This window comes from Streptomyces chrestomyceticus JCM 4735 (assembly GCF_003865135.1).
Lineage (GTDB): Bacteria > Actinomycetota > Actinomycetes > Streptomycetales > Streptomycetaceae > Streptomyces > Streptomyces chrestomyceticus.
In genome coordinates this window covers 5,495,794-5,508,669 of the sequence record NZ_BHZC01000001.1, presented here as the reverse complement: position 1 = coordinate 5,508,669, position 12,876 = coordinate 5,495,794, and the positions used below count along the sequence as shown (strand labels likewise).

At 72.6% G+C, this 12,876-nt stretch carries 12 protein-coding genes and 2 pseudogenes; 8 read left to right on the top strand and 6 right to left on the bottom strand.

The genetic code is table 11. The annotated features are described in order from the left end of the window. Positions 1–620 precede the first annotated feature (620 nt). Complete coding sequence (gene mscL, locus EJG53_RS23935) at positions 621–1,139, top strand: large conductance mechanosensitive channel protein MscL (protein ID WP_275126534.1); 519 nt, start codon at positions 621–623, stop codon at positions 1,137–1,139. A gap of 55 nt (positions 1,140–1,194) precedes the next feature. On the opposite strand, the gene EJG53_RS23930 is transcribed toward mscL, so the two are convergent. Further along, on the bottom strand, positions 1,195–1,464 hold the full coding sequence (locus EJG53_RS23930) for a hypothetical protein (RefSeq protein WP_125046485.1): 270 nt from the start codon (positions 1,462–1,464) through the stop codon (positions 1,195–1,197). A gap of 170 nt (positions 1,465–1,634) precedes the next feature. Here EJG53_RS23930 and EJG53_RS23925 point away from each other — a divergent pair. Both EJG53_RS23925 and EJG53_RS23920 read left to right on the top strand, forming a co-directional pair. Continuing rightward, positions 1,635–2,827, top strand: a pseudogene (locus tag EJG53_RS23925) (helix-turn-helix domain-containing protein). 109 nt (positions 2,828–2,936) lie between these two features. Beyond that, a complete protein-coding gene (locus EJG53_RS23920) occupies positions 2,937–3,347 on the top strand; it encodes a recombinase family protein (RefSeq protein ID WP_125046484.1) in 411 nt (136 codons plus the stop codon). Between the two features lie 21 nt (positions 3,348–3,368). On the opposite strand, the gene EJG53_RS23915 is transcribed toward EJG53_RS23920, so the two are convergent. Then, positions 3,369–3,884, bottom strand: a complete 516-nt coding sequence (locus EJG53_RS23915; RefSeq protein ID WP_244955300.1) for an AMP-binding protein — start codon at positions 3,882–3,884, stop codon at positions 3,369–3,371. A 360-nt stretch (positions 3,885–4,244) separates the two neighbouring features. Between EJG53_RS23915 and EJG53_RS23910 the strand changes: the two genes are divergently transcribed. Next, positions 4,245–5,651: an MFS transporter gene (locus EJG53_RS23910; RefSeq protein WP_244955299.1), complete on the top strand. Its 1,407-nt coding sequence runs from the start codon at positions 4,245–4,247 to the stop codon at positions 5,649–5,651. Here EJG53_RS23910 and EJG53_RS23905 read toward each other — a convergent pair. Beyond that, positions 5,611–7,071: an MBL fold metallo-hydrolase gene (locus tag EJG53_RS23905; RefSeq protein ID WP_125046483.1), complete on the bottom strand. Its 1,461-nt coding sequence runs from the start codon at positions 7,069–7,071 to the stop codon at positions 5,611–5,613. The two genes, EJG53_RS23910 and EJG53_RS23905, sit on opposite strands and share 41 nt — an antisense overlap. A 215-nt stretch (positions 7,072–7,286) precedes the next feature. Here EJG53_RS23905 and EJG53_RS23900 point away from each other — a divergent pair, with 215 nt between their 5' ends. The 4 genes from EJG53_RS23900 to EJG53_RS23890 all read left to right on the top strand — a co-directional run bounded on the left by EJG53_RS23900 (position 7,287) and on the right by EJG53_RS23890 (position 10,393). After that, positions 7,287–8,072 (top strand): GntR family transcriptional regulator, encoded by a 786-nt coding sequence (locus tag EJG53_RS23900; protein WP_125046482.1) that lies wholly within the window; start codon positions 7,287–7,289, stop codon positions 8,070–8,072. 133 nt (positions 8,073–8,205) lie between these two features. Beyond that, positions 8,206–8,796 (top strand): sulfite exporter TauE/SafE family protein, encoded by a 591-nt coding sequence (locus EJG53_RS43395; protein WP_280526778.1) that lies wholly within the window; start codon positions 8,206–8,208, stop codon positions 8,794–8,796. Next, entirely contained in the window at positions 8,757–9,116 is a 360-nt protein-coding gene (locus EJG53_RS43390; protein ID WP_280526817.1) for a sulfite exporter TauE/SafE family protein, read from the top strand. Before EJG53_RS43395 ends, EJG53_RS43390 begins: the two co-directional genes overlap by 40 nt. A 71-nt stretch (positions 9,117–9,187) precedes the next feature. Further along, a complete protein-coding gene (locus EJG53_RS23890; protein WP_125046481.1) occupies positions 9,188–10,393 on the top strand; it encodes an NAD(P)/FAD-dependent oxidoreductase in 1,206 nt (401 codons plus the stop codon). An 8-nt stretch (positions 10,394–10,401) separates the two neighbouring features. On the opposite strand, the gene EJG53_RS23885 is transcribed toward EJG53_RS23890, so the two are convergent. From EJG53_RS23885 to EJG53_RS23875, 3 genes and pseudogenes are all read right to left on the bottom strand, one after another. Next, positions 10,402–11,097 carry a TetR/AcrR family transcriptional regulator gene (locus tag EJG53_RS23885; RefSeq protein WP_218041928.1) on the bottom strand — a complete coding sequence of 232 codons (696 nt, stop codon included), beginning with the start codon at positions 11,095–11,097 and terminating at the stop codon, positions 10,402–10,404. Between the two features lie 63 nt (positions 11,098–11,160). Continuing rightward, positions 11,161–12,360: a MerR family transcriptional regulator gene (locus tag EJG53_RS23880; RefSeq protein ID WP_244955298.1), complete on the bottom strand. Its 1,200-nt coding sequence runs from the start codon at positions 12,358–12,360 to the stop codon at positions 11,161–11,163. A 90-nt stretch (positions 12,361–12,450) separates the two neighbouring features. Continuing rightward, positions 12,451–12,868 (bottom strand): annotated as a pseudogene (locus tag EJG53_RS23875) (dihydrofolate reductase family protein). Positions 12,869–12,876: the final 8 nt, after the last annotated feature.

The following is a 12,876-nucleotide window of genomic DNA, read 5'->3' as shown; positions in this document are numbered from 1 at the left end:
CAGGGTCGAGCGGGCTCCGGCGAAGTCCGGCACGGTGGAGCTCGTCCGCACCGATTCCGGCACCGCAGGCGGTGGTTACCGTGCCCCACGACCTCGACCCAGACCTCGACCTCACCCCTCCCCTCCCCCTCCCTCCGCCGTGTGAGGTTGCGCACTTCACTCCCGTACGGGCCCAGGGCGGGCGGCACCGCTTGCGCAGGGCCGTGCGGCGCCGTCGGCGCACCATGACGGCCGGGCTGGCGATGACCGCCGCGGCCCTGACCGCCACGGCCCACCAGAGCGGCGAAGGCCGCGCCTCGGGCCCGTCAGGCGCCTGTGCCGCCCCGGCACCCGGGGGTCACCCGGGCTGGGGGCAGTCATGACGGCCCGGACCGCGCCCGGCGAAGATCGAGTGGCCTTTGCCCGATATGCGCGCGACACTGGCCGGAGTGGCGGGGTGCGTCCGCCGTGCCGTGGGGAAGGCTCTTCTCCGGCCGGCCGGGACGCGTCGCCGATCCGTACGGACGCTCTGTCCGCTCACCGGTTCAGGTCATGGGATTGGACAGCCTCGCCCTGCCCTGCCGTAGGTTGCGGTGCTGTTCGTTGCACGGTTCGTAGTGAGTGTGGAAAGAGGCTTTCAGTTGAGCGGGAAGACGGGCGTACTCTCGGGATTCAAAGAATTCCTGATGCGCGGCAACGTGATCGAGCTCGCGGTGGCCGTGGTCGTCGGAGCCGCGTTCACGAACATCGTGAATGCCGTGGTCAAGGGCGTGATCAACCCGATCGTCGGTGCCCTGGGCTCGCAGAACCTCGACCACTACAAGACCTGCCTCAGCACCTGCCACACGGACGCCAAGACCGGCGACTACACGGACGGGATCTACATCCTGTGGGGCTCGGTGCTCAGCGCCGTCCTGACGTTCCTGATCACCGCCGCGGTCGTGTACTTCCTCATGATCCTGCCGATGAACAAGTGGAAGGCGCGCCAGGACGCCAAGAAGCCGGTGGACGACGGCCCGGCGGACCCGACCGAGGTCGAGCTGCTGATGGAGATCCGCGACGCGCTCGTGGCGCAGCGCAACGGTTCGCTGTCCGGTTCGTCCACGGGCTCGCAAGGCAGTGGCGGCACCGGCTCGGTCGTCACGCAGAAGACGCAGTAGCAGTAACAGCCGCCGTAACGGACCCCGGTCCCGCGAAGCCGTCCCGGCGCCTCGGTCAGAGGTGGTGGGGCGGCTTTTCGTCGAGGAAGCGCGCCAGGTCGGCAGCGCTGTCCGCACTGCCCGGACGCTCGCCCCAGCCACGGTCGGTGTCGTCCGACGACCGCCGGCTCAGCGGGTCGTCAAAGATCAGCGCCGCGTGCGCCGCGGACTGCGGGGTCCGCTCGGAGTTCGCGGCGGATGCCGTGGTCTCCGCGGTCTCCGGCCGCGCCGGACTCTCCTGCGGCTCCGCGTCGGCCTCGGACCGGGATTCGGGGGTCGTACTCACTCCTCCAGGGTACGGCCGCCGGACTCATGGGTGTCCTCCATGCCCGGCACGCTGTCGCTCCGTGCCCCCTACTCTGAGCCGTGCCGGACTCTTCAGAGAGGGGCCAGACCGTGTCTCAAGAAGGTGCCACCCCCGACTCCGCCCCCGCTCCCCTGGTCTTCGGCCAGCGGATGCAGATCCTGCGGCAGCGCCGCGGCATGACCCGTACGGTGCTCGCCGGACTCATCGGCATGTCCGAGTCGTGGGTGAAGCGGGTGGAGAACGGGCAGTTGAAGACACCCGGGTTGGACATGGTCCTACGAGTGGCCGAGGCACTGCGTGTCCGGGACCTTGCGGAACTCACCGGGTCCGGGTCGGTACGGGTCGGCCTGTTCGCCGGGCCTGGGCACCGGCTGCTGCCTGCGGTCGCCGCGGCGGTGAACCAGTTCCCCTTCCAGGCGGACCGGGCCGCTCCTTCGACGGCGCACCTGCGGTCGCGGTTGGCCCATGCCTGGTCGGCCCGGCACTCCGCGCCGCACCACAGGGATGTCATCGGCGGACTGATCCCGGACCTCATCCGCGATGCCCAGCTCGCCGTACGGCAGGCCGACTCGGCGGCCGAACGACGTACCGCCCAGGGCCTCCTTTCGGAGGTCTACAGCCTCAGCCAGTTCTTCGTCGCCTACCAGCCGGACGCCGCGCTCCTGTGGCGCGTCGCGGAACGCGCTGTGATCGCGGCCCAGGAGTCCGAGGACCCCCACACGATCGGCATCGCGGCCTGGCTCACCGGGCAGGCGTACCGGGACGCCGGCCCACGCCACTACGACGCTGCCGACGAGGTGAACCTGGCGACGCTCCGCTACCTGGACCCCCTGCTGCCGGACGCGACCGATGACGTACGGGCCATCGCCGGGGCCCTGCAGTTCGAGGTCGGGTACACAGCGGCCCGGCGTGGGGACACGGGCACGGCATGGCGCTACTGGGACATCGCCCGTGAGGTGGCCGAGCGGCTGCCTGCGGACTACTTCCACCCGGTGACCTCGTTCTCCCGCGGCATCATGGGGGCCCATGCCGTGACCGTCGCGGTCGAACTGCACGCCGGCCCCGAGGCCGTCCGGCAGGCGGAACGGGCCGAGGCCGGATACATCCCCTCCCGGCCGCGTCGAGCCCGGCACCGCATCGAGCAGGCTCGCGGCTATCAGCTCGACAAGCAGGGGACGTAGCGCTGGCGACGCTCGGCCAGGCGTACGAAGCCGCCCCGGAAACAGTCCGCTACAACGGCTACGCGAAGAGGATCGTGCTGGAGGAAACCGAGTCGAAGATTCCGTCCCGCCGTCGCCGGGCATCCGAACTGGCCCAGAAGATCGGCCTGCTGGCCGCCTGAGGATGCACAGGCGGGGCGAGGGACACGATCTGTGCCCCTGCTGCCCGGCGGGCGCTCCTACGGTCGTGCCGTACCACCGAGAGGCACGACGCACGTAAGGGGAACCGCCATGCCCACCACACCCCCACTCGCCTTCGTCTACGACCGTTGTGCCACGCGGTCGCATGCGATGTTGGAACTGCGGTTGGCCGGGTGTCGTGCCTATGCGGAGCGGCAGGGGTGGGAGGTGGCCGGGTGGTGGGTGGATTTCGGGGATGCGGCGTTGGGGGGTGAGCGGCCCGAATTGGGGGCGCTGATCGGTATGTTGGGGCGCCAGGTGGTGGTGCGGCGCGCGTTCTGTCTCGTGCACCACTGGAACCGGTTCGCGCACGACGCCGAGGGGCGGCTCACGCTTCAGCGGCGCGTGGCGGAGGCCGGTGGGTATTCGGTCACGACGTTCGGCGAGAGTGACGGGAGTGACGAGCGGGCTGGGTACGCGCGGGTGCCGACCGCGCAGGCGGGACGGCAGCCCTTGGGGTAGCGGGACCGGCCGGGGCGGGCGTCAGCGGGTTGCGAGGGCCTCGTGCCACCAGTGGTCGCGGCCTGCCGTCCAGGAGACCGGGCGGCTGGTGCGGTTCACGACCAGGACGGAACGTACCCCTGTGCAATCGCGGCGCAGGGCGCGGTCCAGTACGGGCTTGACCGGGCGCACCGCGCCGTCCCAGAACGCGGCGTCCGCGGTGATGATCACCTTGGCGCCGGAGTCGCGGGCCGCCTCGGCGAGTTCCGGGACGGTCAGATAGACCGGCAGCGTCGTACGGACGGCTCCGAGCCGGCCGCAGGCGAGGGTGGCGATGACCGACTCCGGTACCAGCGGCAGGTGGACCGCCACCGGGTCGCCGGCCCGTACGCCGAGCCGGGCCAGCGCAGCGGCCGCCCGCTTGGCCTGGCCCATGAGCATGGTGTGGGTCAGCTCCTCGTGACGTCCCGGCTCACCGTGCCAGGTGAGGGCCATCGGGGACGGGGACGCCGGGCGCTCTTGCGTTTCCCGGGTCGTTTCCTCATGCTCGGAGATCACACGGCGCAACATGTGGACCAGCTTGAAGATCAGCGATCAACAACTGCTGAACGTCCGCTGTACGGCACGTCCCGTGCCCCCGCAGCCGCCGCGTTCGCGACGCCCGGAAGGCGTCGCTTCTCGTGCCCCTCGGGCGACGTACCAGTGCGAAACCGTAGGTGCCCGTACGGCACCCCCACGTCTCTGCCCCGTCTCCGGCACACCCAATCCCCCGCCTTTCACCTTCCTCGTCCGTACGTAGCGCGCCGTGCCGACCCGCGTGGCGCGAGAGGTGGAGTGGTGTGTCCGATGGCTGAACGGAATAGCGAGCCGTGTGGTGTGGGTGGTGCCCGGGTGGTGGTGCGGGGTGGAGTGTGGGCTGTGGTGGTGGCTGTGGCGATCGGCGGGTTCTGTGTGCAGTTGGATGCCTTCGCATTGAATATGACGTTGCCGGTGGTCCGCCGGGACCTGGGCATTTCCGCGGCGGGTGGGCCGTGGGTGATCAGCGGTTATCTGTTGGCGGCCGGGGCGCTGATGCCGGCTGCCGGGCGGTTGGGTGATCTGTACGGGAGGCGGCGGCTGCTGCTGTTCGGGCTCGCGTTGTTCGGGGGATCGTCGGCGGGGTGCGCGGTGGCGCCTTCGTTGCCGTTGCTGGTGGTGTTCCGGGTGCTGCAAGGGGCGGGCGGTGCGCTGGTCATGCCGGTGGGGCTGGCCCTGCTGACACGTTCCTTCCCGCCCGGACGGGCGCGCGTCGCGACGGGATACGCGCTGGGGCTGGCCGGTCTGGCCACGGCGTGCGGGCCGTTCGTGGGCGGGGTGTTGGCCGAGGAGCTGTCCTGGCGGGCTGTGTTCTGGGTGAATGTGCCGCTGTGTGCGGGGGCGATGTTGTGCGCTCGGAGGGTGGTGGAGCACCGGGATGCGGTGGTGGTTCAGCGGGCCGGGGGCGGGGATGTTCGGGTCCGTTGGTGGGGTCGGGTGGTTCGGTCGGGCTCGGTGGTGGTGGGGGTCGGGGTGCCGGTGTGTTTGGTGATGGCTGTCGAGAGTGTGGGGGTGTGGTGGCAGGCAGGTGGGTGGGCGGTGGGCGCTTTGGGGCTCGGTGCGTTGTTCGTACGGGCCGAGCGCCGGTCGCGCGCGCCGCTGATCGACCTCGCTCTGTTCCGTAACGCGCCCTATGTCACGCTCACTTCCGCCGGTGCCGTGGCGAACGCGGCGACCGTGGTGCTGCTCTTCGTGGTCCCGTTCGTGCTCCAGGAGGTGCAGGGGCTGTCCGTACTGGGTGCGGGGACGGCCTTCCTCGTACCGGCGGCCGCGATGGCGGCGGCCGGGCCGGTGGCCGGACGGGTGCCGACGCGCGCCGCCGAACCCGTGACGGCCGCCTGCCTCGGCCTCGCCGCTGCCGCCTTGGCCGCGACGGCGGCTGCGGCAACGACAGCGTCAGCGGCGGTGGCAGCGGCGGCGCAGGCCGGTGCGGCATCGGGTCCGGCCCTGCTGCTGGTGGCGGCCACCGTGGCCGCGGCGTCGCTGGGTGTGGCCGGGGCCCTGACGCTGACGGGCACCCAGGCCGTGGTCCCGCCGGACCGGGTGGGCGAGGCGTCCGGGCTGACCAAGTGCGCGATCACGGTGACGGCCGGGCTGGGCCTCGCGCCCGCCGGTACGGACCCGGGTGGCGCGCTGCGCCTTGCCTCAGCCGGGTGCGCGGCCGCCTGCCTCGCCCTCCTGATGCGGAGCGGGCGCTCCCTGCGGCGTGTCAGCCGCAGGTGGTCGCGGCCGCCTCGTAGCCCCCGATGACGTCCCGTACGTCCCGGAAGCCGCGGGCCTCCAGCAGCGCGGCGGCGATCACGGAGCGGCCGCCGCTGCGGCAGTAGAGGACGACCGGCCGCTCGGGATCAAGCGTCGCGCAACTGGTGGGGAGGCTCGCGAGGGGCAGGTTGCGGGCGTCCGGCAGGGCGCCCGTCTCGTACTCGGCGGGGTTGCGGACGTCGATGAGCTGGACGCCCTCGGACGGCACGTCGCCGGGCGAGAGGCGGCGGCTGCGGGACACCAGCTCGGGGTGGCGGGCGAGTTCGGCGGCCGGGTCGGGTACGTGCCCGAGGACGTGGTCGTAGCCGATGCGGGCCAGGCGGAGGCGGGCTTCGGCCTCCGTGCCGGGGTCGCTGACGAGGACGATCGGCGTGCCGGGCGCCACCACGCTGCCCGCGTACTCGGCGAACCGGGTGTCCAGGCTGATGTGCAGCGAGCCGGTGAAGTGCGCCGCGGTGTAGGCGGTGAGCGGGCGGCTGTCCAGGAGGACCGCGCCCGCGTCCCGGCAGGCGGCGAGCGCCTCGTCGAGGGTGAGCGCGGCGGGCGGCGTGGCGTCCAGGAGCGGGTGGCCGTCGCGGTTGAGGGCGGCGTCGTGGGCGAAGTAGCCGGGTGTGGCGGGCTGTCCGGCCGTGACCAGGCGGATGAACTCGGCCTCCGGCATGGGCTGCAGGGCGTAGTTGAGACGGCGCTGGTCGCCGATGGTGGAGGTGGTCTCGGTGGAGAGGTTGCGGCCGCAGGCCGAGCCGGCGCCGTGGGCGGGGAAGACGCGGGTGGCGTCCGGGAGGGTGAGCAGTTTGCCGTGCAGGGAGCGGTAGAGACGGCCCGCCATGTCCTGGGGCGTCAGCCCGGCCGTGGCGAGCAGGTCGGGGCGCCCGACGTCGCCGACGAAGAGCGTGTCGCCGGTCAGGACGCCGTACGGCTCCGGCGCCTCCGGGTGTTCGTGGACGACGAGACAGATGGATTCCGGGGTGTGGCCGGGGGTGGCGAGGACGGTGAGGGTGACGCCGGAGGGTGCCGGTCCGTCGCCAAGTTCGCTGCCCAGTTCGCCGCCCGGTCCGTTGCCCGGTTCGCCGCTCGGTCCGCTGCCCGTCCCCCCGTCCGGTTCGCCGCCCAGGTGGATCCGTTCGCCGTCGCGCAGCCGCCGTATCGGATAGCCGGTCTCGGCGGCCTCGCCGAAGGCGATGGTGGCGCCGGTGGCGCGGGCCAGTTCGAGGTGTCCGGAGAGGAAGTCGGCGTGGAAGTGCGTCTCGATGATCAGTTCGATGCGCAGTCCGGCCGCCTCCGCGTCGCGCAGGTAGTCGTCGATGTCGCGGCGTGGGTCGACGAGGACGGCACGTCCGGTGGTCTCGTCGCCGATCAGGTACGACGCCTGGGAGAGGCAGTCGAGGTAGTACTGCGCGAAGTGCACGGTCGACCTCCGTGGTCCTGCGGACCCGCCGTCGCGGGCCCCGCGGGGAGTGTGTTGTGCGGATGCACGGATGTACGTACATTAGGCATGCGGCGTCGGCGGCGACAAGTTCGGGCGGGTGCGGCGGCGGGTGCCGAGGAGGACGGCCGGCCGTCCGGATACGCCGGAGGCGCCGCGCCGGAGACAACGATCCAGCACCACACGGAGGCGCCCTCATGACCGACCACTCGCCGGGCCCGCGTCCCCTGGACCGGCGCTCCCCGCTGCCCCTGTGGGCCCAGCTCTCCGAGGACCTGCGGCGCCGGATGGAGGCGGACGAGTTCGCCGAGGAGTTCCCGGCCGAGCACCGGCTCACCGGGGAGTACGAGGTCAGCCGGCACACCGTGCGTGAGGCGCTGCGCAAGCTGCGCGCGGACGGCCTGGTGATCGCCGAACGCGGGCGCGCCAGCCGCCTGAACACCCGGCGCATACAGCAGCCGCTCGGCTCGCTCTACAGCCTCTTCCGCGAGCTGGAGGGCCAGGGCGTGGAGCAGCGCAGCGAGGTGCTGCGGCTGGAGCGGACGGCGGACGGGCCGATCGCCGACCAGCTCGGGCTCGTCCCGGACGCACCGCTGGTCGTCCTGGAGCGGCTCCGGCTGGCGGACGGCGAGCCGCTCGCCCACGACACCACGTATCTGCCCGCCGAGGTGGCCGAGCCGCTGCTCGACGCCGACTTCCGGCACACCTCGCTCTACGGCGAGCTGCAGCAGCGCTGCGGGATCAAGGTCACCGGCGGCCGGGAACGCATCCACCCCTTCCTGCCCGACATCCGGCAGGCGTGGCTGCTGGGGCTGGCCGACCGTGAGCCCGCGTTCGCCATCGAGCGGCTGGGGCGTTCCGGGGAGCGGCCGGTGGAGTGGCGCGAGACCGTCGTACGCGGCGACCGGTTCGCCTTCGTCGCCGAGTGGTCGAGCGACAGCCACGCGGTCGAACTGGCACCCCGCGCCTCGTGTCCGTCATGACGGCCGGGCTCGCGCCGCACACCGCGACACGTCTCGGACCGCACGCCGCGACGCGCCTCGCACCAAACACCGCGTCCCGGCCCGCGTCACGCGCCGCTTCGCGACCGGTGCCGCCGACGAACCGCCGCCGGCGATGCCGCTCCTAGCCTGGGCGGCACTGCCCTGCGGGCTGGTCATCGGACTGCTGCTGGGCGCGCTCGGCGGCGGCGGTTCGATCCTCGCCGTACCGGCGCTGGTCTACCTACTGCATCAGACCCCGCACGAGGCCACGGCGGGTGCGCTCGTAGTCGTCGGGATCGGCGCGGCGTCCGGTCTGGCCTGTCATGCCCGTGCGGGCCGGGTCCGTTGGGCGGCGGGGGCGGCGTTCGGCGGGCTGGGCACCGCGGGAACGTTTCTGGGCTCCCGCTGGAGCGCGTCACTGAACCCGACCGTCCTGATGACGGCGTTCGCCGGGCTGATGCTGGCGGTCGCGGCGGTGATGCTCGTACGGACGTGGCGCGAACGGTCACGAGAACGGGACCGGGAGCGGGAACGAGAGCGGGAGCGGGAACGAGAGCGGGACCAGGAGCGGAACCAGGAGAAGGCGAGCGCCGGTCATGCCGCGCAGAGCACCGCTTCCGAGGCGCCGCCCACCGCCCCGAAGCCCCCCTCCCCCGCCTCTCCGCCGCCCGCCTCGCCTCCGCCCTGCGCATCGGTGTCACCGCGACCGCCGTCGGCCTGCTGACCGGCTTCTTCGGCGTCGGCGGCGGCTTCGTCGTGGTGCCGGCGCTGACCCTCGTCCTCGGCCTGGAGATGCCGGTCGCCGTCGGTACGTCGCTCCTGGTCATCCTCGTCAACTCCGGTACGGCGTTCGCCACCCGGGCGGGGGCGGGCGGCCTGGACTGGCCACTGCTGGCCTCCTTCGCCGCCTGCGCCGCGCTCGGCAGTTGGCTCGGCAACCGGCTCGCCGCCCGGCTGCGGCCGCAGGCCCTGTCCACGGCGTTCGCGTCACTGGTCACGGTGCTCGCCGTGTCGATGGCGGTGACCAGCATCCCCCGCCTGTGACCCGGGCACCCGGGCCCTACCCCGAACCAATCCGTTCCTCGATCCCCGCTCGATCTCAGGAGGAAAGAACCATGACTTCCGCCCCGACGCACCACCAGGTCGTCATCATCGGCGGCGGCACCGCGGGCATCACCGTGGCCGCCCGGCTGCGCCGCGCCGGTCTGCGTGACATCGCGGTGCTGGAGCCTTCCGAGACGCACTGGTACCAGCCGCTCTGGACGCTGGTCGGCGGCGGTCAGGCACCGCTGCGGGCCGCGCTGCGTACGGAGGCGGAGGTCATGCCGCCCGGTGTGCGGTGGCTGCGCGAGTCCGCCGTCTCGGTCGACCCGGCCGCCCGTACGGTCGGCACCGCCTCCGGGCGGACGGTCTCGTACGACCGGCTGGTGCTCGCCCCCGGGCTGAGCCTGGACTGGGACGGCATACCGGGGCTGGCGCAGGCCCTCGGCCACGGTGGCGTCTCCAGCAACTACCGCCCCGATCTCGCCCCGCTGACCTGGGACTACATCCGGCGCACCAAGCGCGGTACGGCACTGTTCACCATGCCGTCCGGCCCGGTGAAGTGCGGCGGCGCCCCGCAGAAGATCGCGTACCTGGCCGCCGACTACTGGCGTAAGCGGGGGCTGCTGGGCCGTATCCGTACGATCCTGGTGCTGCCCGAACCCGCCATGTTCAAGGTGCCCGTCTTCGACCGGGCGCTGCAGGAGACGGCACGGCGGTACGGCATCGAGGTGCGGCTCCAGTCGGAGCTGACGCAGGTGGACGGCGGCGCGCGCGAGGCGGAGATCGTCGACCACGCGACCGGCGCGAAGGAGACGATCCCCTACGACCTGCTGCACGCCGTACCGCCGCAGCGCGCGCCGCAGTGGGTGGCCGACAGCCCGCTTGCGGACCCGGCCTCGCCCTTCGGCTATGCCAAGGCCGACCGGGAGACGCTCCAGCACCCCGACTTCCCCGAGGTGTTCGCGATCGGTGACGTGGCGAACCTCCCGACATCCAAGACGGGCGCGGCAATCCGCAAGCAGGCCCCCGCTGTCGTCGCCAACCTGCGGGCCAGTCTGCGCGGGCGGCCCGCCACCGCCCGCTACGACGGCTACACCTCGTGCCCCCTGGTCACCGCGCGCCACAAGATGCTGCTCGCCGAATTCGACTACGACCTGGAACCGGCGCCGTCCATCCCGTTCATCGACACGACGAAGGAGCGGACCGACATGTGGTTCCTGAAGCGGTACGGGCTGCCGCAGTTGTACTTCAAGGGGATGCTCAAGGGCCTGGCCTGAGCGGGCCCCTACCCTTCGTCCGGCAGCAGCTCCCAGAGCATCGCCTCGAACTCCTCAGCAGCAGGCGGCTCGTCGGCCAGCAGGGCCTGGAGGCGCAGCCCTTCGTAGGCGCGGATGAAGAGCGCGACGCGCATCGGGTCCTGTGTGTGGAGGCGGGCGAAGTCGGCGAGCGCTTCGGACCAGCGGCGGGTGTGGCTGCGCAGTTCGGGGCGGCGGGCGGCCAAGAGGCACAGCTCGAACTCGGCGAGCTGCGGCCCCCGGTCCGCCAGTGCCCCGGCCGTCAGGCGCGCCAGCATCCGCCGCTTGTCGCCGTGCCCGCCCGCCGCGCCCGACCCGTCGGCGGGCGCGGCGGTGAGCTGCCGCAGCCGTTCGGTCTCCAGTTCCATGGCGTTGGTCAGCGCGGCAGTGAGCAGCGCGGCGGGGCTCTCGAAGGCGGACGTGGCGGCCGTGGTGGGCAGCCGCGCCTCTTGGGCGACGGTGCGGTGGGTGATCCCGGCCGCACCGTCCCGTTCGATGATCCGTAGGGCGGCTTCGAGGAGAGCCTGCCGCTGGAGCTGCCCGCCGGACCGGTGTTGCCCGTCGGACCGTGATCCGTCGGACTGTTGCCCGTCGGCGGCCGGTTCGTACGCATCCGGCGCGTACACGTCCGGGTGGCCCGGGTCCGGGGCGCAGGCGTCCGGGTCGTACGCTTCCGGGTCGTTCACGGGCCCTCCAGCAGCAGGTACGGAATCGGCGATGTCGCCGGACGATACTCGCGCGCCTCGGCGCTACATGGGCGCCGACACGTCCGTGGCCCCGTCCACCGGCACGGCCGGCGGCACCTCCGCGATCACATCCGCCACCACACAGCTCACGTTGTCCGGCGCCCCGGCATCGTGCGCCAGCGCCACCAGGTCCCGTACCGCCCGCCCGGGATCGGGGGCCGCGCCGAGCACCTCCCGTACGGCGTCGAAGGACACCACCGCCGACAGGCCGTCCGAGCAGAGCAGATAGCGGTCGCCGGGGCGCGCCTCCCGCAGCCCCACCTCCGGTTCGACGCCGTCACTGCCGTCCAGCGCGCGGAACAGCAGGGCGCGCTGCGGATGCGACTCGGCTTCCTCGGGCGTCAGCCGTCCCTCCTCGACCAGGGACTGCACGTGGGTGTGGTCGTGCGTGATCTGGAACAGCTCGCCGCCGCGCAGCAGGTACGCCCGTGAATCACCCACGTGCACGAGGGCCAGGTGGGAGCCGGTCCAGAGCATGGCGGTCAGCGTGGTGCCGGTGTGGTCCGGGGCCCCGTCCGGCACGACGCCCCGTACGGAACGGTTCGCCTGCCCGGCCGCGTCCGCCAGTACGTTGAGCAGGTCGCCGGGGCGCAGCACCCCGCCGTCGAAGCTCTCCAGGCCGCGCAGCGCCTCGACGGCCGCGGCCCCGGCGGACGCCCCGGCCCCGCCGAAGCCGTCGGCCACGGCCAGCAGCCGGTCACCCGCGTAGGCGGTGTCCTGGTTGCTCTCCCGGACCAGCCCGGTGTCCGAGAGGGCCGCGTAACGGATGCCGAGCGGTGGCGGCAGCGGTCGTCCGGGCCTCGCGGTGCCCGGGGAAATGTCCTTCATGGCTTCGTCCTCGTCCTTCCTCTTCAGGTGGTCGACGAGGAAGGCCGCCAGTTCGCGGCGGGCGGCGGTGTCCGCCTCGGTCTGTGCCCAGTACGCCGACACCGCCTCGGCGGCGGGGCCCGCGGCCAGCTCGCACACGTCCCGGATGCGGGCCAGTGGCATACCGAGCCGGCGCAGCCAGGCGACCAGCCGCGCGTGCTCCAACTGGGCAGGGGCGTAGCGCCGGTAGCCGTTGGCGGGATCGACGTGGGCGGGCGGCAGCAGCCCCAGTTCGTCGTAGAGCCGCAGCGCCTTCGGCGAAAGCCGCGCCAGCCGGGCGAACGCCCCGATGCTCAGCAGCCGCCCGGTTCCCCCGCCGTCCGCCCGTTCCCTCACCCGTCCACCCTCCTCGTACGGGGACGACCCCCGCGGACCTGAGGCTGCGTCTTCCCCCAAGGGCAAGGTCAAGGGCGGGGGCGGGTCCGTTCACCGCCGTCTGGTGAAGTGGGTGACCGTGACGCCGTTGACGAACGAGTCTCGGTTGGTCACGTCGAAGACGCTCGGGTCGAGTTCCCCGTCGAACACGGGAATCCCGGCCCCGGCGACCACCGGACAGCTCTTGATGATCAGCTCGTCGATCTCGGGCAGCAGCGCGCCCGCGAGCCGCGGGGCGGTAGCTGCCGAGCCCCATCCGTACGGTGTCGAAGCGCCGGTTGGGCGTGTCGGCGAGGCCGAGGGCGGCGCGCATGGCGGTGGGTACGCATTCCGGGTGGCGGGCGTTGCACCGTGCGCTGTAGGCGGCGGCCTGCTGCTCGTCGCCCGCAGGATAGAAGTCGAACTCTCCGCCAGGGCCCGCGATACGGCCGTCGAGGCTGACGGCCACGTAGTAGACCAGCTTGCGCATACCGGTGA